Source organism: Rhizobium sp. CIAT894 (genome assembly GCF_000172795.2).
In the GTDB taxonomy this organism is placed as follows: domain Bacteria; phylum Pseudomonadota; class Alphaproteobacteria; order Rhizobiales; family Rhizobiaceae; genus Rhizobium.
This window is the reverse complement of the sequence record NZ_CP020952.1, coordinates 569888-592856: the sequence shown is the minus strand read 5'-3', so window position 1 is coordinate 592856 and position 22969 is coordinate 569888. Positions and strand designations below refer to the sequence as shown.

The window sequence follows — 22969 nt, the reverse complement described above, 5'->3', positions numbered from 1 at the left end:
GCTTCTGTGCCGAAGCTACCGCACACCAAGGTTTCCCCAATCCTGACTGCGTTCAGGGTGGCCAAAAAGGCTTCACCGGCTCAATGCGATATCTCTTCTCGAACTCACGGATCACCATTTCGAGCGTTGCCTCAAAAGCACCCTGATCGAACATCATCGATTGCTTTGCCTCGTGGAGGTAGCGCCAGTCGATGAAGGCGTCTTGATGCTGACCCAGAATGTGACGAATTCTGTAGTCGAAGTTGAAACCGTGGGGATGATACGGGGCCACTGACCTTCTGAACTCCGCATCGAGTTTCTCTTGGCTTTCGGGCTTTAGGCTATCAAATAGTTTCATCAGGTTGTGCGATTTGACAACTTTTGGATCGTCGTAGTCGAAAACGAACCACGCTTTCAGTGCCAACTCCATGGAAAGCGCCAAAAGCATCGGTTCAACACCGACGTGTTCGCCCTCGCGGAACTCTACATCCTTTCCGAATTCTGGGCCTGGAAAGCTCTGAGTTTTTCGAAAAATCGCCTTTGCGGCTTCCCCGATTCTTATGGCCGTCGTTAGGCGCTCACTCATCAGATGTCCATTTGATTGATGTAGACCGGTTTTGGATCTTGAGTTGAGACATTACATGAACGTTATCGCTCAGGCCAGGTAGCATAGAGTTGCAACAACAAGGCGGAGTTGATCTGTCGCCGAAGCATCGCTCTGCATCCTGAGCGCGGCCGCCACCGCGCGGTCCGGGCTCGGAAAGGTCGCCGTCGGTGCCGATCTTCGCCCTTGCCATCGTGCTCATGGAAATCTCTTCCGGTATGGTCCAGTACCAAGCCGCCTTCGAGGCGCTGGTGGAGGCCGATCCCCGGTCCGCATCGCGGAGTATCACCTATCTCACACTGATTGCCGGGTTTGCCTCCACGATCTTCTGGCCGATCGCGATGGCTCTGCTTGGCTATCTCTCCTGGCGCGAGATCTATCTGGTTTATGCCGGGCTCAACCTTGCCATCTGCATGCCGTTCCATGTCTGGATCATGCGAAAGGGAAAGAAAGGTGCCACAGGCGGGCAAAGGCTGATGCGCGAGCCCGTCGTCGGGGCAATCCCACAATGGTGGTCATCCGCATCCGATTGTCGTAGATGGTGAATTCAAAGCTTTGCCTCCGATGAGACTGTCGATGAGGTGGAGGGCTGCAGGAGCCAGGTGAGCAGCGTAAGTGCGAGAACAGCACCGGCAATCTCGGCGATCCAGAAACCAGGCAGATCGACAGGACGAATGCCTGAGAAGGTGTTTGTCAGTGACCGGGCCAACGCGACCGCGGGATTGGCGAAGGACGTCGACGCGGTGAACCAGTAGGCGGCGGTGATGTAGAGCCCGACGAGCCACGGCACTGCCCTCTGCTCGAACTTGATGCCGGCAAGGATCACTGCAAGCAGTCCGAAGGTTGCAACACCCTCGGAAAACCACTGGGCGCCGCCCGCCCGCACCTTGCCCGACAGTTCGATCAGCGGCAGTCCGAACATCAGGTGCGCCGCGATTGTTCCGACCACGCCGCCCGCGATCTGCGCCAGCACATATCCCCCGAAGTCGCGCTTCGGCAGTGACCGGGACATTGCAAAGACCATCGACACGACCGGATTGAAGTGAGCACCGGAGATCGGCCCGAGGATTGTGATCAGCACCACCAGGATAGCGCCCGTCGCCAGCGTATTGCCGAGTAGCGCCAGGCCAACGTCCTGCGTCAGCGATGTTGCCATGATGCCCGATCCGGCCACGGTCGCGACCAGCATTGCGGTCCCCAGCCCCTCGGCAACCAGCCGCCGCGGTAGGTCGAAGCCGTCCATCAGTTTGCCTTCGGCTGCGGAATGTTGGCGCCTTCCATGGCGCCGATCTGGCGAAGGTGTGTTTCCAGCGCGAGCTTGTCGATCGAGGTAAGCGGCAGGCTGATAAAGGACATGATCCGGTTCTTCAGGAAGCGGGCGGCTTGGGCGAAGGCGCGCTGGATCTCGACTTCCGTCCCGACGACGGCGGCGGGATCCTCGACGCCCCAATGTGCGGTCATCGGATGTCCGATCCAGATCGGGCAGGCTTCGCCGGCTGCGCTGTCGCAGACGGTGAAGATGAAGTCCATCTGCGGCGCGCCGGGTTCGGCTAACTCGTCCCAACTCTTCGATGAGAAGCCGGCCGATGGATAGCCGAGCGCTTCCAGCTCCTTCAGGGCGTGCGAATTAACCTCGCCCTTCGGCTGGCTGCCGGCAGAATAGGCCTTGAAGCGACCCGCGCCTTCCTTGTTGAGAATGGATTCGGCGAGAATAGAGCGAGCGGAATTGCCCGTGCAGAGGAACAGCACGTTATAGGTCTTGTCGGTCATGGTCGTGATCCGGGTTTAGGTTGGCGGCCTTATGAGCCTCATGATGGTCGCTGATGATGGGCAGATGGAGGAAAGCTGGCGCGTCGCCAGTACCGCTGCGGGCACGCTGTCCCGCTGCACTTCAGAAAATCCGATGCGCGCGAAGAACGCCGCTGCGCTCATCGTCGCGAGAAAGACATCACCGCTGCGGTCAAGACTCGCCAACGTCTGCTCGACCAAGACACCTCCCAGGCGTTGGCCGCGGTGATCGGGTAGCACGACGACCGAGCGGAGGAGGTGATCATCACCGCAACGCTCGACGCCGGAGAAGCCAACAATCCGGCCATCCGATGATAGTGCCTTGAAGAAAGTGCGGCCGTGATCTTCGATGTCGTCCGTTGGCAGATGCGCGTCCGTCAAAGCCGCTTTGAGGGCAGCGTCGTTACCCGTAACCTGCTCTAGCCGGATCGCCCTCATGACAACTTCGCCTCCGGGGCGCAGCAGGGTGCCAGCTCGGCAATGAGCGGAGCACAAAGCTCCGTCGATCCACCGCAGCAATCCTTCAGGAGGAAAAGAGTTAATTCGCGAAGCGCATTGAGATCCGCCCGATAGATGATGGACCGGCTCTGTCGTTCGCTCGTTACCAGACCTGCCCGTGACAGTGTTGCGAGATGCGCCGACATTGTGTTCTGCGGCACATCGATGAGGCGGGCGAGTTCTCCAGCGGGAATGCCGTGGGGCTCGTGCCGTACGAGCAGCCGAAAGGTTTCCAGGCGCGTGGTCTGAGCCAGGGCGCCGAGCGCCGCTATCGCGTTGTCATTATCCATATATCCAGAATAACGGATATTTTGTCGGTGTCAATGCGATCGGCGAGTTCATGGAACCCCGGATGCGTTTTCTTGGCTTTGCCAACCATGTTATTTGCCACCTGCTTGCCAAAAGACCATAATTGTCTCACCTAGATCACCCATCGACATCAGGCATTATGAATTGGATCAACGCTGAATGCGCATACCCTACGTTTTTCTTGCAGCATTTCTTGCCCTCGCACAGTCCGCATATGCTGAAGTTGCCTCACCGCCTGCTTTGGCGCCGCTGAAGCGGCAGGCGCAGGCGGCTCAGTTGAGCGCACAGTTTCTCTCGCGATACAGCTACAAACCCGTTCCGCTTGACGACGCCTTGTCGCAAAGGATCATGGACAGCTTCATCAAATCGCTTGATCCGGACCGCATGCTCTTCCTGCAAACGGATGTCGACAAGTTCATGGCCGATCGCAGCGAGATCGACGATGCGATCGAAAAGCAGGACCTGAAGATCCCGTTTGCGATTTTCAACGCCTATGAACAGCGCGTCGTCGACCGCATGACCTATGCGCGCAGCCTGCTCAAGCAGGGCTTCGATTTCAGCACGCAGGAGAGTTTTTCGGTGCTGCGCGATAAGGAGCCGTGGCCGCAGTCGGAAGCCGAGAGCAACGAGCTTTGGCGCAAGCGCGTCAAAAGCGATTGGCTGCGGCTGAAGCTCGGCGGCAAGACCGACGCAGCGATTCGCGAAACCCTCGACAAACGCTACGAAAACTCGCTCGAGCGTGCTTACAAGTTTAAAAGCGACGACGTTTTCCAGTCGTTCATGGATGCCTACGCCACCTCTGTCGATCCGCACACGGATTATTTCGGGGCGGCCGCTTCCGCCGATTTCAATGTCTCGATGAAGCTGTCGCTGTTCGGCATCGGTGCCGTGTTGCAGGAACGCGACGACTACACGACCATCCGTGAGCTCGTGCCCGGCGGGCCGGCGCAACTCTCCGGCAAGCTCGCCGTCGGCGACCGCATCACCGGCGTCGGTCAAGGCAAGGATGGGCCGATCAAGGAAGTCGTGGGCACGCGCCTCGATGAAGTCGTGCAGATGATCCGCGGGAAAAAAGGCTCCGTCGTGCGCCTGGATATCCTGCCGGCCGATGCCGGCGCCGATGCCGCGCATCGTGTCGTCAGCCTGGTGCGCGATAAAATCAGCCTCGACAAGCAGGCCGCCAGGAAAACCGTGCTGTCGGTGAAGGCTGGCGACACCACGCGTAAGATCGGGATCATTACGCTGCCTGTTTTCTACGAGGATTTTGAAGCCAAGAGCAAAGGCGACAAGGACTACAAGAGCGCAAGCCGCGATGTCGCCAAGCTTCTCGGCGAATTGAGCGACGAAAAGGTCGACAGCGTTCTTATCGATCTGCGCAACAATGGCGGCGGTTCACTGGATGAGGCGATCGATTTGACCGGTCTCTTCATCGGCAACGGCCCGGTCGTTCAGCAGCGCGGCAGCGACGGCAAGATCGGCGTCAGAAGCGCTGATTTTGCGGCACCCGTCTGGACAGGCCCGATGGGCGTCCTGATCAATCGCGGCTCGGCCTCGGCTTCGGAGATTTTTGCCGCTGCCATCCAGGATTACGGTCGCGGCGTGATTATCGGCGAACCCAGTTTCGGCAAGGGCACCGTTCAGACCGTCGTCGATCTCGACCAGGTGGTTCACAACAGCAAACCCGAATTCGGCGAGCTGAAAGTGACGATTTCCCAGTTTTTCCGGGTCAACGGCGGCACCACGCAGCTGCGCGGCGTGACGCCCGATCTCACCCTGCCGGGCCTGTCCGATCCCACGAGCTTCGGCGAGACCAGCTATGACAACGCCCTGCCATGGGCTGAGATCAAACCCGCGAAATACACCCCCTCCGACACGATCAAGACGCTGCTGCCGGCATTGCAGAGCCGCCATGACGCGCGGGTCAAGAGCGATCCGGATTTCCAGCGCCTGTTGAAAGACATCGCCGATCTGAAGGCGCAGCGCGAGAAAGGGCTGATCTCGCTCAATGAAGCCGAACGCCGCAAGGAAGCGGCTGCTCGAGAAAGCCGCTTCAAGTCTCGGGCCCAGGGAAGCGATGACGAGGATCTTGGCGGAGATGACGGCCTGCAGGCGGACGAGCGCAGCCTGAGCGCCGATATCGCCATGGAAAACGCCCGCAAGAATGCCAAAGACGTCCTGCTGGACGAATCCGCCGCCATTCTTGCCGACGAGGCAGATCTGCAGCAAGGCCCATCACAGGCAGTCACAAAGCAATAGGGCAGTTCCAGCGTCGCATCGTTGTTCCAGCCGACGTCGAGTTTGGCAGAAGCAGCTCCCCACTCTCCGGCATCCCAGGGCTTGCTGGCCCTGGGATCCATGTGTCCCGGCACCACCTCTTCCTCCGTCATCCCAGGGCCTGACCCTGGGATCCATGCCGCTGGCGCTGCGTGAACAGAGATGGGCCGCAATTCAACGAAATTATTGAAGCCGCGTACTTGGTTGTGGATCCCAGGGTCAAGCCCTGGGATGACGGAGAATGGGGTTGGCGTTCTCGCCAAACGCACCGTCGGCGCAGCCTGCGAGACGCCACTTCTGCCGCGGCTTCATCGCAGCTGCCGAGTCGCAGCTTCATCGCGCCGGCGAAGCTTGTGTGTCCCGGCAGCACCTCTCCTCCGTCATCCCAGGGCTTGACCCTGGGATCCATGCGGCTGGTGCTGCGTGAAAGGAGATGGGCAGCAATTCAGCGAAATTATTGAAGCCGAGTGCTTGGCTGTGGATCCCAAGGTCAAGCCCTGGGATGACGGGGAATGGGGTTGGCGTTCTCGCCAAAAGCACCGTCGGCGCAGCCTGCGAGACGCCACTTCTGCCGCGGCTTCATCGCCGCTGCTGAGTCGCAGCTTCATCGCGCCAGCGAAGCTTGTGTGTCCCGGCACCACCTCTCCTCCGTCATCCCAGGGCTTGACCCTGGGATCCATGCGGCTGGCACTACGTGAACAAAGATGGCATCACCAAAGCGTCAAATAGAGATCGTCCCACTCGGGATTCATCGCCTCGACCAAGTCGATTTTCCATTGCCGGTTCCACCGTTTCAATGACTTCTCGCGCTGGATCGCGCTGCCGATATCCCAATGCTCCTCATACCAGACGAGGCGGGTGCATCCATATTTCCAGGCAAAGCCCGGCGTCAGCCCTTCGCGATGTTCATAAATGCGGCGCTCCAGATCGGAGGTCACGCCGATATAGAGGGTGCCGTTTTTCTGGTTGGTGACGATGTAAACATATCCTGCCATGTGTGCAGAGTGCTCGGCTGTGGATCCCAGGGTCAAGCCCTGGGATGACGGAGAGTGGGGCGGCTTCCGGAGCAAGGGCAGGGGAGGAGAGGTGGTGCCGCGATGCCCAAGCTCGCCGGCGCGATGAAGCTACGGTAGAAACCGCGCCTCACACGCTGCACCGCCGATGCGTTTGGCAAGAAAGCCAACCCCACTCTCCGTCATCCCAGGGCCTGACCCACTGCTGTCCGGTTTAAATTGTGTCACCATTGGAGGCTCATCTGGCCGGGATTTCCGGGAGGGTTGTTGCGTGGTTTTAGCAGGCGGTCGATCCTTTTGCGGTGCATCAGGTTGGTGCGCACCAGGCGGGCGAAGGCCAGCGGGCTTATGATGGTGGCCTGGTCGGCCTTTGCCATCTGCAGCAGCAGATAGGCGATCAGAGCGACGGCCACCTGGATGCGCACTGCATTTTCGCTGTTGCCGAGGAAATGGCGGATTTTCAGCGTCTGCTTGACCCAGCGGAAGAACAGTTCGATCGCCCAGCGGCGCTTGTAAAGTGCGGCGATCTCCTCGGCCGGGGCGGTAAGATCGTTGGAGAAGATGCGCAATATCTTGCCGGTTTCGATCCGCACGCCGATCTCGCGCACCGGCCGGTTCATCGGATTGCGGCGGCTCCTGGCCTGGCGCTGCGGCAACAGGCCGATGCGGTCGAACAGGATGCCGGCATCCTCGTTGACCGCCTGCTCGGCGCTCGCTGTCAGTTTCGTATGGGACTTGAGGCGGGTGACGATGCGGCAGCCGGCGGCATCCAGCTTCGCCCACCAGCCGAAATCGTAATAGCCGAGATCGAAGACATAGGTGGCGCCCGCCTCGATCGGCATCTCCTTGGCGGCGGTGATGTCGTTGACATTGGCCGCGGTGACGGCCGCATAGATCGGCCGTTCGGCATTGGCATCATAGACGACGTGCATCTTGGCGCCGCAGGCCTGATCGGAAAAGCGGGCCCACTGCGATCCCGCCCCGGAAAGTGGCAGACTGCTGCCGTCGATCAGATAGACCGCCTCGCCGATGGCCCGCTTGAGGCCGCGCCCGGCGCGGGCCAGCATCTGCGTAAACAACTCGGTAAAAACGGCGCTCGGACGCAGGCCGTTGGCATCGGCGAAAGTCGAGCGCGACACCGGGCGAGCGCCGAGATGGTAAAGGCGGGCACTATGGCTTTCCAGGGACCCGACGATCTCGCGCAGGCTGACGGCACCGGCAAGCTGGCCGTAAAGCAGGGCGATCAACTGGCTCTTCGTCGACAGCCGCCGAACATGCTTGTCGGCCTGATGCTCCTCCACAAGTCTTTCGAAGATCGTCCACGGAATCCGCTTCAACAGATCATGAAAGACGCTATTGTCATGCCGCACGGTGTTGCTCCTATTTCGTGTCCGAGATCGTCGCGAAACGCTCGAATACGAGTAGAATCAACACCGTGCACCATGTCCACTAAATTTAAACCGGACAGCAGTGGGCCTGACCCTGGGATCCACAGCCAAGCGCACGGCCTTAATAACTTGTCTGCAGTTGGACGCCATCTCTTTCCACACAGTACCAGCCGCATGGATCCCAGGGTCAAGCCCTGGGATGACGGAGAGTGGGGCGGCTGCTGGAGCAAGGACAGCGACGAATAGGGTTGCGGTTTACGTCGGCCGCTCTCTAGCTGTCTGGTCCCATTGTGTGACGGAATAGGGGTTCGCTGGATAGGGGCCGGACCAAACCGGTTGGCTCGATCATGGTCCGGCGCCTTGTAAGATACGGCAGTAACCAAAATCCGTATTCGGCATGTCGGCGTCAGCGTCGCTCGAGCGTCCTTGGGAACATCGAGACCTTCCGCCTGCTCTCCGCTTGCCTGAACGAGCTTTTGCATCAACAGTCCACCCGCAGAGCGCATTGGAAAAGACCATAGGAGATAAAAGTGTCTGCATCAGTGCTCTTCATGTCCATGTCACTGGACGGATATATCGCGGGACCTAACGATGAAGTGGGCAATCCCGGCGGCGACGACTTTATGCGGTTGCACGAGTGGTACGGGGATTTTTCCCGGCCGACTGGGCCGGTCGGACAGTTGTGGGACGAATGGAACGCGCCAGGTGCGATTTTGGCGGGTCGGCGAACCGTGGAGCAGGTCGATCACTGGGGCGGTGACAATCACGGTGTGCCGATCTTCGTACCCAGTCACAGGCCGCCCGGGCCATCCGTCGCGAATTACCCGTTGGTCAAATATGTGAGCGACGGGATCGTGAGCGCAATGGCGCAGGCAAAGACCGCCGCCGGGGACCGGGACGTGTTGATGCTTGGCGCGTATACGGCGCAACGGGCGCTGGAAGCTGGCGTGCTCGACGAACTGCAAATACACCAGGTTCCAGTCTTATTCGGAGGTGGCCGCCGAATGTTCGAAGTCTTACCATCGCGCGTCGAGTTGGAGATCGTCCGGGTGATCGATACACCCGAGGCCACGCACATCCGCTACCGTGTCCGCCGCTGAGCCCGCCGACCCAGCCGTCACTCGGTCGCAGGATTTGTCGGCAGTTCGACCTTCTCACTGCACATAGACCGGCACGACCGCGGAGGTTTCATCGCGGTAGGGCAGGCGGATCTGGAAGCGGTGTTCACCCCGCTGGATGGGCCAGAAGACAGGCTGGTCGGGGTCGGTGACGGCGAAGGGCTGGCCGTCGACATACCAGACGATTTGCGGCACGTGCGGCTGCACGTCGGCCTTCAACGGCAGCCGGTCGAATGCGGCCGGCTGTTCCGGATTGCGCCAGATCTGGCTGTTGCGGGCAGGCGCCGATATGGCGAGATGGATCTTCGCGTTGGCAGCGTCGGCACCTGCGAGCGCATAATTCTGGCTCTTGCCCGCTGTTGCGCTGATCGGAAAAGACGGGAGGCCGGCGTCCGGGCGAGGCGATAGCGCAGCCGCCTTCGGCATCTCGTCGGGCTTCAGCCATTCCACCAGCGTCCGGCTGCAGCTGTTGTCGTCCGCCTGCCCGTTGACGACGCAGACCTGCATGGGCTTGCGGTCCGGCGGCGTCGGAAACCGTGCATCGGCAATGTCTCCCGGCTTGTTGCCATGCACCCGGTCGATGATCGCGTGCACGAGGCGGGCGGCACTGCCGGCGCCGGTCATCCGGCTCATGGTGCCGTCGTCGCCCCGCCCGATCCAGACGCCGACGATGACCTTTTCCGAATAGGCCACGGCCCAGGCATCCCGGTAGCCTTGCGAGGTGCCGGTCTTGATGGCGACCGGGAATGGATATTCCAGCGTGCCGTAGCGGTGGAAGCTCGGCAGCCGGGCCTGCGGATCGGAGAGGAAGGAGGTAATCAACCGGGCGGTATCGAGCGAAATCACCCGCACGGATTGCGGCTGCGGCTGCGCGCGCGCCCAGCGCAGATCCTGCAACTGGCCGTCATTTGCCAGCACGCCATAGGCCCGCATCAGCCTGTCCAGGCGTGTCGGCAGGGAGCCGATCGCCATCGACAGGCCGAAATGATCGGCCGGCGTTTCCAGGTCGTGCAGACCGAGATCGCGCAGAAAGCGGAATGTCGTTTCCAGCCCGATGCTGCGCAGCAGATTGGTGGCGGGCACATTGCGCGAATTGGCGAGCGCCTGGCGGGGCAGCATGGGCCCGAGGAATTCGCGGTCGGCATCGCCGATGCCCGCTGCGCCTTCCGGCAGATCCAGCAGAATATCGGTCGGCTTCAGCACGCCGCGCTCGAATCCCAGCGCGTAGATGAAGGGTTTGAGCGTAGAGCCGGGCGAGCGCTGCGTCCGCGTATAGTCGAAGGCGCCGGCATGCCTGCCGTAATAATTGCTCGAACCCACCTGGGCGAGAACCTCGCCGGTTTGACGCGACACCACCATGACGCCGACTTGCTGGGCGCCGGCAGAGCGCCAGCCATCGAGATATTGCCGCGCAAGCGCGGTGACGTCGGCCTGCAGGCCGAGGTCGATCGTCGTGTGGATCAGCGGCATAGTCGCCGAGGCCGGAGCGACCAGGCCGTTCTCGATCAGATCATGATAACGCAGGATCAGGTGCAGGGCGTCCGGGCGGCGGGGCAGCTCGGGCATCCGCATGGCGTCGAGCTGGCGGTGGGCGATTTCCGCCTCGTCGGCCGCAAGGATTTTCTGTTTCGCCAGCGCTTCGAGGATGTGATGACCGCGGTGAACGGCCCGGCGCAGGCCCCGCGGCCGCAGCGGGTTCATCCGGGTCGGCGATTGCGGGATGGCCGACAGCAGCGCGATCTCGGCCCAGGACAAGTCCGCCACCGGCTTGTCGAAATAGAGCCGCGCGGCATGGGCGATGCCATGGCTGCCGTTGCCGTAAGGCGCCAGCCGCAAATATTGCGCCAGCGTGGCGTCGCGGCCGTAACGCAGGGTCAGCAGCACGCCGGTGCCGGCCTCGAGGATCTTGTGCATGAAGCTGCGCGATTCCGGCTGCTGCATCCGCGCCACCTGCATCGCAATGGTCGAGGCGCCCGAGCGGCGCCCGACGCCGCCGAGATTTTGCCAGGCTGCCCGGCCGACCGCATAGGGATCGACGCCGATATGGTCGTAGAACCGCCTGTCTTCGAGGGCAAGCGTCGCCTTGACGACGCGGTCGGGCAATTGCTCCAGCGGCCAATAGCCATAATCGATGCGCCCGCTCGCACCGTCGGCGTGACCGATCTGCGTGAGGAAGGCGCCGCTGCGATCATAAAGGATCGGCGTCGGGGCCGGCGCAATCAGCTGGGCGCGCCGATCGATGAGATAGGCATAGACCAGGGCCCCGGCTGCGAGAAGCAGTGAGGAGAAAAGAACGAACTTCGATCGGCGCGTTCCCAAGAGTGTCATTAGCCGGCTGCCTGGCTCCTCGCCTGATGTCATCCTGATGGTGGCGGCCTACTTCGCCACCACGATTTGCACGGCAGCGCTCATTCCCTGCACACCCTTCTGGTACATGGTTTCGGCAAGGGCCCGTGGCTGCGTGTACGAACCGGGGATCAGGGCGCGCGTCCGGTAGGCGAAGGTGTAGTTGCCTTTCGCAAGTCTGTCCGCCGCGCAGAATACCTGATCGTCGCCATAGGAGACCCAGTTGCTCGGCAGGCTCGACGCAATAGCAGGCGTGGCCTCGGCCGGGGCGGTGGCGATATTGGGGTTGAGAGGATCGAGCCCCGCGGCCAGCGGCAGGGTCAGCGCCACATGGGTGCGATCTTCGGATACGACCAGTTCGACCCTTTCCTCCAGCACGTCGCCGACCTTGAGCTCTATCGCCCCTTTGGCATCGGCAACCAGCTTCTCCAGCGGCGCATCGCCGGCCGGCACGCGGTAGAGCGTGCGGGTCAGGGCGAAACCCTGGCTCTCGGCTGGGGCGGTATAGCCGGCTTCGGCGGAGAGATACGAGGTCTCCACCAGCGCCAGAGCAGCCGTCGTTCCGGTATTCTGGATGGTGACGGCGCTCGGATCCAGGGTCACCTCACGCAACACGGGCGCGTTCGCGTCGAGCGTCAGATTCTGGACATTGCCGTTCTGAGCCAGCGTCAGCGGCAACGGCGTGGTCGGCCGCTGCCAGGCGGCTGCAAGCGCGCGGATTGCGGCCGCCGTGGCATTGGTCGAGCCCCAGCCGTCGCCTTCGCCGAGCTGCAGCAAGGCGGTTTTCAAAGCGGGATAACGCGGATCCGTTTCCGACGTCAGTGCCGCCGCACGCACCATTTCGGCAAGGCTGCGGGTTTCCGAGGGCAGGATGATCGGGCTGCCGCCATCCTGGGCCTGGCCGTCATAAACCAGCTGGCCATTGCGGGAGAGGATGCGCACGCGCGACCACATGGTGTCGGCGAGACCGCTGACAAGGCGTTGGTCGGCATCGGGCGCAGCCGCGGCCGCCGCCGTCATTCTGGCAACGCTGACATTCGGCATCACGGCGGCCGAGCGGGCGAGTTCGGCCGTATAGGCAGGATCGAGCGCGCCGCCTTCGGCCAGAGCCGTCAGGGCCTCGACCCGTTCGCGAACCTCGTCACCGCTGATGAGATGCGGATAGTCCGAGCGCAGCGATAGTTTCAGCGCGCTCGCCAGGCGATCCGCCAAGGCCTTGTCGGTGGCTTCGCCCGCCTTGTCGGCCGCGACCAGGAAGGAATAGGCCCAGGCCGTCAGCGAGACATTGCCCTTGCTGTGCGGCCAGAAGCCGACGAGGCCATCGGCATCGACCGCCTGGCCGATTGCCAGCACGGTATTGTGCACATCGCCGTCGATGCGTTTCTCAAGCTTCGCCGCGGCCAGGATGGGGGCGAAACTTTTGAAGGCGACGCCGGAGGAGGCGAGCGATATCCGTTGTTCGGTGGAGCCGTAGGGCGTTTCCACCAACGTGTTGAGACCGGCGACGAGCTTGACCAGTGCCGGATCGGAGGTCAGCGTCATCACCCGCTGAAACGATCCGGGGCGCAGATTTTCCTGAAGTGCCGGCAGCGTTTTCGAGCCGCCCGCCGGGATTTCGACGATCTCGTAATGCCTGGTCGGCATGCGATCGGGCTTCAACGGCAGCGTGATCTCGACGGCGTCGCTGGCGTGGTCGTCCAGGCGCTCGACCCCGAAACGCAGCCGCACGTCCTCCCTGCCGGGCTGTGGCTCGGGCACCGCGGCGAGAACGCCGATATGCGCCGGTTTGTTCTGTTCCCAGGTAAAGGCGAGATCCTTGCTGCCCGCCAGCGTCAATCCGTCGGCAGCAATGGAAGCAGCGCCGGCGCCGCCACTGCCCTCGACGACGCGGGCAATGACGCCGGCCTCGAACTGGTCTCCATAACGCAGGAAGCGGGGCAGGGCGGGTTGCGCCACGATCTCCTGCCGGATCAGCATTTCGCCGGTGCCGTAGCCGAAGCGGTCGGGACCGCTGACGGCCTTGGCGCGCAGCTTGAAGACGGTCAGCGAGTCCGGCAGTTTCACCTTGATCCTGGCGATGCCGTCCGGGCCGACCTTCACGTCCGGAAGATAGATCGGCACCGGCGTGAAATTCTTGCGGACGGATATATTGTTGTCCGTGCCCCAGTCCTCCCGCTCGTCGCCGCCCGGCACCTCATCCAGGGGAATGATGCCGAAGGCCATGTTGCGGGTGTCGCGCAGCGCCATGGTGGAGGGGCGCTTGACGATGAAATTCGGCAGCGGATCCAGCGGCTGTTCCGTCGCCAGCGACAGCACGGCCTGGTCGATCATCCAGAAGGTGGCGTCGCCCGCAATCGGCTGACCGGTATCGTCGGCCAGATGCAGCGTGACCTCCACTTCATCGCCGGGGCGGGCCTTCTTCGGGTAATCCAGGGTCACGCTGACCGTGTTTTTCACCGGCTTGACCGTCACCGTCTTCGTCGCGGCGATCGTGACCGGCTTGCCCTGGTCGAAGGGCGCGTTCGGCGAGGGAATGCTGGTCTCCAGCCGGCCGCGCATGATGAGGAAGTGCACGGGAATCTCAGGCGTATATTCCTTGCGGATCGGCACCGCATAATGGCCGTATCCGTCTGTGATATCGACCCAGTCATAGCGGAACGTTCCCTCGGGCTCTTCGACGACGGCAAGCGCGCGGGCGGTCTGGAAAGGCGACTGGATCAGCAGGTTGGCGGTCTCGCCGGGGATGTAGCTGTCCTTATCCGTGGTCACGACCGCGGTGCGGGCGGGCGGCTGTGCCCAGGTGACCGGCGTAGTGCCGCCGACGAAGAAGTCTACGCTCACCTGCTGCCGGCGGCCGATCCGGTCGCTGGCTTCGAGTTGCAGCACATAGACACCGGCGTCCTTCGCCTCGATCGCCAGGGTCTGAATCTCCGACGTGCTGGTAATCTTGCGCTCGAGAACGGTCTCGTCCATCTGCTGCGTGATGTATTTCGCCGAGCCCTGGCTGAAGTCGCTCGCCTGCAGCGTCGACGTCCAGTTGCGATGGATCAGGCGCGCCGTCATCTCCAGCCCGGCGACGGGATCGCCATTGCCGTCGACGGCGAGGATCTCCGGCTCGATGGCGCCGGGCGTCGGCACATAGCGCGGCAATTTAAGGCCAAGCACGAAAGGCGGGACGGCGTAGACGTCGGTGATGCTGCGCACCTGCAGATCGTCGTCGCCGGTCACCGTCGCCTCGATCATGTAGCGGCGGGGTTGCGCCGTCGGCTCGATCGTCGTGTCGAAGCTGATGCGGGCGGCCCCGCCGGCATCGGTGCTGCCGTCGCGTTCGAGCGCCGGCGAGGATTTGAATTCGCCGCCGCCGGAGTAACGGGAATCCGTCGAAAAAAGGAAGCCTTCGTGGCCTGATGGCGTCCAGTTGTAGGGATATTGCACCGCGCGCCAGCGAATGGGGCGATCGGCCAGCAGGCCGCCGGCGAAATAGCGCGCGATCAGATCGACGTTGAAGGAGGAATCGAGCGGTACCGTTTGCGGATTGTTGAGCACGACTTCGAAAGTCGGCAGCCGGTAAGCCTCCTTCTTGAAGGAGATGCTGCCGCATTGGACGGTCTTGTCAGCCGCGCTGTCGTCGTCGGCGCTCCCGGAAGTCTCGGCCTGGCTGTCGTCGGCGGTCGCATCATCGCTGCTGCCGTCGCTCGGCTGGCCGTCGGCATTACCGTCGTCATGAGATGTCTGCGCCGGTTGGGTTTGGTCCGCAGCCGCAGCCGCGTCACCCGGTTCGAAGTGAACCTCGTAATCGCCGGTCGCCGGCGTCTCGGCGTCGAATTTGTGGTAAAAGCCGCCGGACGCGTCCAGCCGCACCGGCACGCGCCATTCCTGCTGGTCGGGGCCGGTGATCACGATCTGGCCGCCCTGCGTCGGCAGCGTCAAGTGGCCGCCGAGATAGCTGCGGACAAATCCCTTGATATGCACCGGCTCCTCCGGGCGATAGATCGGCCGCTCGGTAAAGATGTGGCAAAGCGTACGGCTTTGCTCGGTACGGTTGTCTTCTGGATTGGTGGTCCACTCCAGCCACGAGGCCGAGGGCTTGGTCCAGTTATCCCCGGCATATTGGGCCGGGGCATGATCGGGGTCGACGACCAGAGTATCCAGCCCCTTCGTCACGATGACCCGCCGGATCTTCGCATCAGTGCGCTGCTGCAGCTCCCAGGAAAAGAAACCCTCCGCATCGGTCGTCCCGGTCGCGAGTGTGACGAAGTTGCCGTCCCGCAAACCGTCGAGGCGGATTTGCGCCCCGGCGATCGGATTGCCGCCGGCAAGCGAGGTGACGGCAAAGCGCACCCGGCCCGGTTCCTCCACGGCGCTCAAGGTCAGGTCGGTGACCTGCACGCGAAGCCAGTGGCGGGTTTGATTGTCCACCGCGCGCAGGCCGACGAGGTAAGTGCCGGGCTGGTCGGCGCCGGCAATCCTGGCAAAAAAGGATTTCAGATCGAGGCCGAACTTGGTGTCGACGCCGCCCTTCTTGATCGGCAGGTCCACGAACTGGGAGATGGCCGGCGAGCCCAGCGCCTTGATGCGTGCCTGGATCGCATCGGCCGATATCTCGTCGCTGTCAGCCCATTTCTGCGGCTCCTTGCCGGGCAGCGGCGGCGCCTCGTCGTCGTCGGTATCGAGGCCGGATTGCGGAAAAGGCCAAAAGTCGCGCGACAGCGGATCGATCGCATGGATGCGCACATCCGCCCTGTCATAACCGCGCCCGCGCAACGGCACGAGTTGCGGGCCAAAGCGCTCGACCACCCCCTGCGAGGCATCCCAGACGAGCGAGGACTGTTCCGGGGCGAAAGCGAATTTGCGGCTGAAGCCCTCGGCGAGCGGCCTGCCGCGCTCATCCGTCAAGGCGCCGGCGGCCACATCGAGCGTATAGACCTTGTCGGTGAGAAAGCGGCCATTGATATAAAGCCGCCCGCTGCCTGCTTCCGCCCTGAGATCGTCAACCGGCGGAGAAATGCGCAGGGCGTCCCGGACCGAGAGCTGCTCTCCGGCCGCCGGGTTGCTCGAAAACCGGAAGATCAGCCCACGGCCCTGGCTTGACCGATCGGCGTTGTCATCGCCCTCGGCGCTGTCATCGCTGACGGTGGCGTTGGACGTGCAGCGCATGATGCCGTCGCTCGTCGTGGCGTCGAAGCCCCGCCCGCAATCGGACTTGGTCATGGTGAAAGGCACGGCGGTGCGCACGCGCAATTCGAAGGTCTGGTCGCTGAAATCAGCGGTGTCGGCAAGCTTCAGCCGCAGAATGGCGACGCGGCCATCGGGCACGCTCGCATGCAGCTTCACTGCATAGGATTGCTGGTCGCCGCGGCCGCTGCGTTCCAGCGGCTGGATATCGAAATCCTGCGCCCCCAGCATCAGACCGCCTTCGTCGCCAATGCCGGGCGCCGGACGCAGCTCGATCGACAGAAGGCGGCTCAGCGCCGCGACATCGACGGGTTCGGCAAAGGTCAAGGTGATCTGGTCGAGTTCGGTGACCGGATCGTCGGCAGCAGCCGGGGCCGTGGAGACGGGCACCGGCAGCAGCGGTATCAGTTCCGTCTCGCCGCCGGCGGCCTTGTCATAACCCAGCATCTTGACCTTGACGCGGGCAAGCGGCTGCCACTTATCGGCCGGCCTGAATTGCAGGGCGCGCGGGCCGAGCCATTGCCAGGCGCCGGCAGCCACCGGTTCTATCGTCACGAAACGTTCGGGCGCGTCTTCCGGGCCGCCGGCTGCGGGGCCGGTATCGTTAGAAAAGAAGATCGTCACCGGATCATAGGCGCGCAGGAACCTCTCCGGCACGATTTTGACGCCGTCGGCCCGTTGCAGAACATCGAGTGCCGGTGCGGGAGCGCTCTGCTGCGCCTGGCCGTTTGAGATCAGCGTTGAAGACGCAAGGGCGAGGGCAATGAGAAATACGATCTTTTTCATTGGTGTTTCACTTCGATCCCGTGGGCTTCAAACCGGCGCGCTGCAGGTAGTCACTGACGATTTCGGGCGGCGGACCTGCGGGCGGTGGCGACAATCCGACCACCGAAGGTCTGACGATGAGCGTCGGTGCGTCGGCCGGTGCGCGCGCTTCGAGGAGATAATAGCCTGCCGCAAGCTGCTTGAGCTGATTGACGCCGTCGCCGAGCGCCTGACCTTTGGCATCCAGCAGCCGGCCGATGGCGAGGTCCGGATCGGAGCGCAGGCCGACACCGATATTACCGCTGTTTCTGACCTCGAAGCCGAACAGGGCCGTCGCGCCCGGTGCAAGCACGACCGGGGCACCGATGCCGTCATTGACCGGGACGACCGGCGTTGCCGTCATATCCAGGCTGCCCGACAAGGGGCCTTCATGCGTGGAGTAAAGCGTCAGGATCGCCTCGCCCGCCGCAAGATAGCGGTGGAATTCCGCTCCCGTCGGAAAGAGCTGCATGTCGCGGCGACCATCCTGCTCCAGGCCGACGATCACGGGGGCGTCGGTGCTGACGTCAAGCACCATCGGTTGGGCCGGATCGAGACGGAAGGCCATGGCCTCGCCCTCGAGCGCCACGCTCTGCGGCAGGGTCATCGCTTTTGGTTCGGGCTTCGGCCAGGGCGACTTGCCGCCGCGCTCGAGCCACAGTGCCACGAGCCCGGCGCCATGATCGACGATCAGCCGGCCGGGTCCGGAGACGGACATGCTCTCACCACGCAAGACCCGACCGTCGTCCCCGATAAAGGTCGCCGCGCCGCCGGAGACATTCAGGATATCGCCTTTGATGGCATCGACGGCGATTTCTTCCGATCCGACCGTCCCGAAGAACCGGCGCTTGATCTGATCATCGCCGAGGCTGACGGCTTGTCCCGGCGACAGGCCGACGCGCGCCGAGCCGGCATTCCCCGTCAGGTTGACGAGCCAGATCTCTTCGGCCGAGGTCGCGATGCTGCGCGACAGGGGAGCCGAACCGGACCAGACGTTCAATAATTGGAAGGCTGAAGGGTCGGAGACGACGGCGATTCCGGGCGCCAAGTCGAGCGTCAGTCGTTTCACCCCGGCTGCCAGCTTCACCGGCTGCGCGCTGAAGGCTGGAACGGTCGCGGTCAATGTGCCGTTCAGCTGCACCGCCTCGAGTTCAGCCGCATCGATTGGCCTGAGCCGCATCTGCAGGCTTTCATCGCTTGCGGCGTTCCATATATGCAAATCCTGTTTATCGGCGAGGGCGACCGCACTGTTGAGGCTGACGCCCATGCCGCGTCCGGCCGAAAGGCCCGGCTGGCCAAAAGCCGAATCCGCGCGCCACAACCTGACCTTACCAGGCAAAGAAGGGGTGACTGGAACAATTGCCTGATCTCCCGCCGCAAGCGTCAGCGCGATCTCTGCATCGGGCTGTGCAGGGTTCACCTGCACATGGCCAGCTGCGCGGGAGACCAGCCACAAACGATCCGATTGCGGCGCAAAAAGCCCTGATGTCGCCGCCGTCAGCGGGCGATCGGCACTTGCGCCTGCAAGCAGATCGCCGCTGGCGCCGAGGTTGACGAGGCCGGCCGATGGTGCATGCGCGAGAGCGATATTCAGGGAGAGATCAAGGCCATCGATGGCCACGGGTTCCAAGGCGATATCGCCGGGCTCGCGTATATCACCGGCGATGCTGCGCGCGGCGATCTTGATGGGCGCTGCCCCGCCATCGAGGGTCCAGACCGATGCGCGCAATTGTGCATCCCCCTCGGAAGCCGGCCAGGCGATAAAGGGCGTGCGTCCGCGGGCAAAAGCCTGCGGCTTCCAGCTGCCATCGGCGTCTCGTTTTTCGACGGAGAGAACCAGGTCGCTGGTCGACTGCGCCGCCACCAGCGCAAGCCGATCCTTTACATTCGCCGGCAAGAGGCCCGGCAGAGGGAAAGTAAAGACGGAGGCGCCATTGACGGAGGCGGTGCCGCTGTCGGCAAGCGCCGGCTGCGGTTGTTCCTGCGGCAGGGCAAACTGGACCTCGATATCCCCGACATTGGCCTGGTCGTCGTCACTGGAGTCTGCTTCTTGATCGTCGGGATTATCGTCCGATTGGCTGGCTGTACCTGCCGCCGCCGCCTCATCGAGAGCCAGCGTGTAGGATCCGGCCGGCAGGCGGGTGGAGAGCGCGATGTTCCAATCATCGCTGCGCCCCGTCAGGCGTTCGACGACGGCGCCGTGCCCGTCCTTCAGCACAGCCTTGATTTCGCTGCGGCCGAAAGTGCCGAGGCTGACGACATGGTCCTTTTCGACATTGAAGGAAAGCTCGGCCGGCAGGTTGACGAAGCGCGCCTCTCCGGGCTGCAAATCCGTGGTGTTCAGGGTGATCTGATAATCCAGCCGGTCATCATGGGCGAGGCTCGTGAGGTCGATGCGGTAATGCCCGGCCTTCAATTTGCCGGTGAATTGCGGAGCGGCAACAAATCGGGCGATCTGCTCCTTGTCGTCGCGAAACAGGGTGCCGATCATGCCTTCGGTCAGATCGATGCTGACATCCGCATCGGCCAGGAGATCGAAAGTCCAGCTGTCGGGAACGCGTGTGGCGCCCTTGCTCTGAGGCTCGCGCCACTGAAATTCCTGGGTCTGATTGAAGGCGAGCGGATGCGGCCCGTGGCCCTGCAGTTGCGGCGGGTCGATGACAGGCCTGAGCCGCGCGACAAACCGCGTGTCGACGTCGCGCGGCAGGATCACGAGGCGGTAATGCCCCGGCGTGAAATCCTGGCTGAGCGTGGAGAGCGGGCCGGGCGCGGTCAGCGGCCAGCCTTCCGTATCCTCGAGGCGAGCGGTCAGGTCTTCGCCAAGGGAGTAGAGATCAAGCTGGTAAGATCCCGCACTGGTTATCTCGATCGGCACGATGGCGCCGCGCCCGCCGGAGAGAATTCCACGGCTGGTGCCATCGGCGACCAGGGTTGCCGCCGTCGGAAGCGAGGCCGGCATCACGGCGACGCCGAGATGGCCGGAGGAATTCTGTGCGGAGACGTCGATCTGATAGGTTCCCGCGCGCAGATAGGTTTGCAGCAGCGCATTATGGCCATCGCCATTGTCCGCCGCCTCTCCCAGCCTCGGCAGGAAGGACGTTCCAAGGCTCAGCGATGTCTGCAAACGGCCAAGGGTCTCGATGCGATAAAGCCCCCCTTGCGCCACCTCGAGCCGGTAGGATTTCTGTGCGTCCTCGGCGAGATCGAGAAACTGGCTTTGGCCGGCAATCAACGGGGATGCAGGGGCCGGCGGTGCGCTGTTGGGCGCCGCGGCAGCATCAGGCTGCCAGCTGACGACGATCGAGCGGGCAGCGGCTGAAGCCGGGAAGCGCAAGGTCAGCGTCCGGCCTTTTGCATCAACGCGCTGGTTGCTGGTGGCGAAAGCGACGGAGCTATTATGCATGTCGACGGCGGCGATCGTCCCGCCGCCGGGCACACGGACGTCGATCTGCAAATCCGCTGACGACGCCGGCCGCGACAGGGCGTCCGCACCGTCGATCCGGGCGCCTTTGGCTTGCGGCACGGGCGCCGGCATATCGGACATTGGTTGGTTCGGTGGGGGTTCGTCCGGCAGGGGCTGCCGTTGCGCCGAGGCATCGGCGGGCTGCCAAAGCGCCAGTGGCCGCGCCTCAAGATTGGCGGGCAGGGCCACGGCGCGAGGCCCCGTCAGCAGACCGGGCGCGGCATTGGTGATGATCTCGTAGCGCGTGGCCTTTTCGGCTCCCCGAATGCCGAAGGATATATTGGTGCGCGCCGGAGCGGCGGGCTGAACCGGTGGGACGAGGCCCGGCGTGCCGAAGGTGAGGTCGACGATGCCGGCGGCATCGTTGTCGGGCAGCAGCCGCAGCAGATAATAGCCGGCGTCCAGATCGAAACGATCGGGATTGCGGCCATCGGCGCGCGGCGCATTGCCGACCTGAACCGGGCTGATGTCGGCGTGCAGGGCAACGCCCGCGGTGCGGATCGCGATCTGGCCTGCCTGCGTCATCTCGAACAGCAGCGAGGTCGGCCCGCGCAAATTGAAGCGCCGCCGCCAGGCCTGGCCTGGGCCGAGATGCGGCAGATCGGACGCGACGATGGTCGCTTTGCCATCGCCATCCTGGCGTACCAGCAGCGCCGTCGCCGGAATTTCATCGCCGCCTTCGCCGGCAACGTCTAGGCTGATGAGATTGGGCACCGAGCCTTTGAATTGCGTCTCGGTGCCGAACCGAAGCCCGCGGACCTGGAAATGCTGGCCTTCATACCCCGAGATTTCGACAATGCTCGGCTGGCTGTCCGTCGAAAGTGCCAGCGTGGCCGCCGGCTCACGGCTGGCCTTGTCGATCGCGGCGCTTTGAAAAGCAGTCTCCGCTTGGGAAGTCCGACCGGCCCGGAGCACCGCCGGCGCCGATTGCGGCAGCTCGAGACGGAAGGTATCGAGATCCGCCGGCGCCTCGAAACGGATCGAGCCAAAAGGCCCGATGACATTTTCGGCAATCCCTCCCGCGAGCGACAGCTGCGTGCCGGTGCGAATATGGAATGGCTCTGCGGCATCCGAATTGGTCCAGACAAGCTTCTGGCCGCCATAGGCCGTCACGAGGTAGCGGCCCGGCTCGACCGTTCCCCTCAGCCTGGCCCGGGTCATCGGCAGGCCCGGCTTCAGTTCGAAGATCGACATTTTCGGCGAGAGATCGGCAATATCGGTGCCGTTTCGCCATAAACGCAGATCCTGAAGCGAGCGTCCAACCGCCTCGATATCGACGCGCCCGGATTCGGGAATGTCGATCCAATAGGATCTTTGCTGCAGATCGCCGAGATCGGCATGGATGGGGGTGGCGGAGGTCAAAGCGGCGTCGGGCTGTTCGAGCTCCTGATAGGCCTGCGCGGTGAGCTGGACGTAGCCGGCGGCTCCCTTGGCGCCGAACACACGGATCTTGTAGGTGCCCTTGTCGAGCAGCGCATCGATCCGGCCGTCGCTGACGCCGGCGGCACCCATGCGGTCTCCTGGGCCTGCGATCATATCGACGAGCTGCAGCGCCGCACCGGAGGCGCTCTGCGTGCGGATGGCGATATGGCCGGGCGCCTCGACGGTCAGCAAGGTGCTGCTGTCCTGATCGGCAGGCAGATGATCCAATGCCAGATGCGGCTGCGACACTAGCGGGGGCGGGGCTTTTGCGGGCGCGGATTGAGATGCTGCGTCAGCCGCCGGCGCCGAACGATCCTGTTCCGCCGCCGGCTGGGTCGCCGGCGCGGTCGATGGCGTGGGTTGGACGGCCTGGGCGGGTTCAGGAGGCTTCTGATCCGGAGAAGCGCTTGCTGCTCCAAGCGCGGCAAGACGCGCCTGATAGCTTGTCGTCAGGCATGCCGACAGCCGGGCCAGATCGGTATCCACGCAGGATTTGTTGCGCTCCGCCAGCCAGCGGCGCTGTTGCTGTCGCAGATCGTTCAGCTTTGCCGGGTTGCCGCCGAGATCCGTCAAAGCTTGCCGATAGGAGGCCGCCAAGGCGGTATCCTGAGCGATCAGGGCCGGAGAGGCGCAGATCGCTTTCTCGATAACGGTCTGCGCCTTGCTGCAATCAAAGGATTGCGCATGGCAGACCGTCGAAAAAAGACCACAACCGAGGACAACAAGCGCATGCAGGCGGAAGACGGAAGCCATGAACAACTCGTTTTTTAGGTGGCCGGCACACTACT

12 protein-coding genes and 1 pseudogene are annotated in these 22969 nt (G+C 63.2%); 3 read left to right on the top strand and 10 right to left on the bottom strand.

Features of this window, described 5'->3' with window-relative positions; translation table 11 throughout:
* Window positions 1-52: 52 nt before the first annotated feature.
* Window positions 53-565, bottom strand: coding sequence for a hypothetical protein (locus RHEC894_RS31525; RefSeq protein ID WP_010069701.1), 513 nt, complete (start codon window positions 563-565; stop codon window positions 53-55).
* 179 nt (window positions 566-744) lie between these two features.
* Between RHEC894_RS31525 and RHEC894_RS31520 the strand changes: the two are divergent.
* Window positions 745-1023 (top strand): annotated as a pseudogene (locus RHEC894_RS31520) (MFS transporter); the annotation flags it as partial.
* Window positions 1024-1130: 107 nt separating this feature from the next.
* On the opposite strand, the gene RHEC894_RS31515 reads toward RHEC894_RS31520, so the two are convergent.
* Genes RHEC894_RS31515 through RHEC894_RS31500 form a run of 4 tightly spaced genes read right to left on the bottom strand, consistent with a single transcriptional unit; the run spans window position 1131 to window position 3159 of the window.
* Window positions 1131-1826 (bottom strand): MIP/aquaporin family protein, encoded by a 696-nt coding sequence (locus tag RHEC894_RS31515; protein ID WP_010069432.1) that lies wholly within the window; start codon window positions 1824-1826, stop codon window positions 1131-1133.
* Entirely contained in the window at window positions 1826-2353 is a 528-nt protein-coding gene (locus tag RHEC894_RS31510) for an arsenate reductase ArsC (protein ID WP_010069431.1), read from the bottom strand. Before RHEC894_RS31510 ends, RHEC894_RS31515 begins: the two co-directional genes overlap by 1 nt.
* 15 nt (window positions 2354-2368) lie before the next feature.
* Window positions 2369-2809, bottom strand: coding sequence for an arsenic resistance N-acetyltransferase ArsN2 (gene arsN2, locus RHEC894_RS31505; protein WP_010069430.1), 441 nt, complete (start codon window positions 2807-2809; stop codon window positions 2369-2371).
* Window positions 2806-3159, bottom strand: coding sequence for a metalloregulator ArsR/SmtB family transcription factor (locus tag RHEC894_RS31500; RefSeq protein WP_010069429.1), 354 nt, complete (start codon window positions 3157-3159; stop codon window positions 2806-2808). The genes arsN2 and RHEC894_RS31500 overlap by 4 nt, the downstream gene beginning before the upstream one ends.
* A gap of 178 nt (window positions 3160-3337) precedes the next feature.
* Between RHEC894_RS31500 and RHEC894_RS31495 the strand changes: the two genes are divergently transcribed.
* A complete protein-coding gene (locus RHEC894_RS31495; RefSeq protein WP_085740531.1) occupies window positions 3338-5434 on the top strand; it encodes a carboxy terminal-processing peptidase in 2097 nt (698 codons plus the stop codon).
* Window positions 5435-6162: 728 nt separating this feature from the next.
* Here the strand turns inward: RHEC894_RS31495 and RHEC894_RS31490 are convergent.
* The gene (locus tag RHEC894_RS31490; RefSeq protein WP_020920629.1) at window positions 6163-6447 is read right to left on the bottom strand and encodes a GIY-YIG nuclease family protein; all 285 of its coding nucleotides are present in this window, start codon (window positions 6445-6447) and stop codon (window positions 6163-6165) included.
* 242 nt (window positions 6448-6689) lie between these two features.
* Entirely contained in the window at window positions 6690-7835 is a 1146-nt protein-coding gene (locus RHEC894_RS31485; RefSeq protein WP_010069540.1) for an IS4 family transposase, read from the bottom strand.
* A 560-nt stretch (window positions 7836-8395) separates the two neighbouring features.
* Between RHEC894_RS31485 and RHEC894_RS31480 the strand changes: the two genes are divergently transcribed.
* Window positions 8396-8953, top strand: a complete 558-nt coding sequence (locus tag RHEC894_RS31480) for a dihydrofolate reductase family protein (protein ID WP_206427958.1) — start codon at window positions 8396-8398, stop codon at window positions 8951-8953.
* Window positions 8954-9007: 54 nt separating this feature from the next.
* Here RHEC894_RS31480 and RHEC894_RS31475 read toward each other — a convergent pair whose 3' ends face one another.
* Genes RHEC894_RS31475 through RHEC894_RS31465 form a run of 3 tightly spaced genes read right to left on the bottom strand, consistent with a single transcriptional unit; the run spans window position 9008 to window position 22934 of the window.
* A complete protein-coding gene (locus tag RHEC894_RS31475) occupies window positions 9008-11299 on the bottom strand; it encodes a transglycosylase domain-containing protein (protein ID WP_245339587.1) in 2292 nt (763 codons plus the stop codon).
* 48 nt (window positions 11300-11347) lie between these two features.
* Window positions 11348-17278, bottom strand: coding sequence for an MG2 domain-containing protein (locus RHEC894_RS31470; RefSeq protein WP_085740529.1), 5931 nt, complete (start codon window positions 17276-17278; stop codon window positions 11348-11350).
* 7 nt (window positions 17279-17285) lie between these two features.
* Window positions 17286-22934, bottom strand: coding sequence for a lysozyme inhibitor LprI family protein (locus tag RHEC894_RS31465; RefSeq protein ID WP_085740528.1), 5649 nt, complete (start codon window positions 22932-22934; stop codon window positions 17286-17288).
* Window positions 22935-22969: the final 35 nt, after the last annotated feature.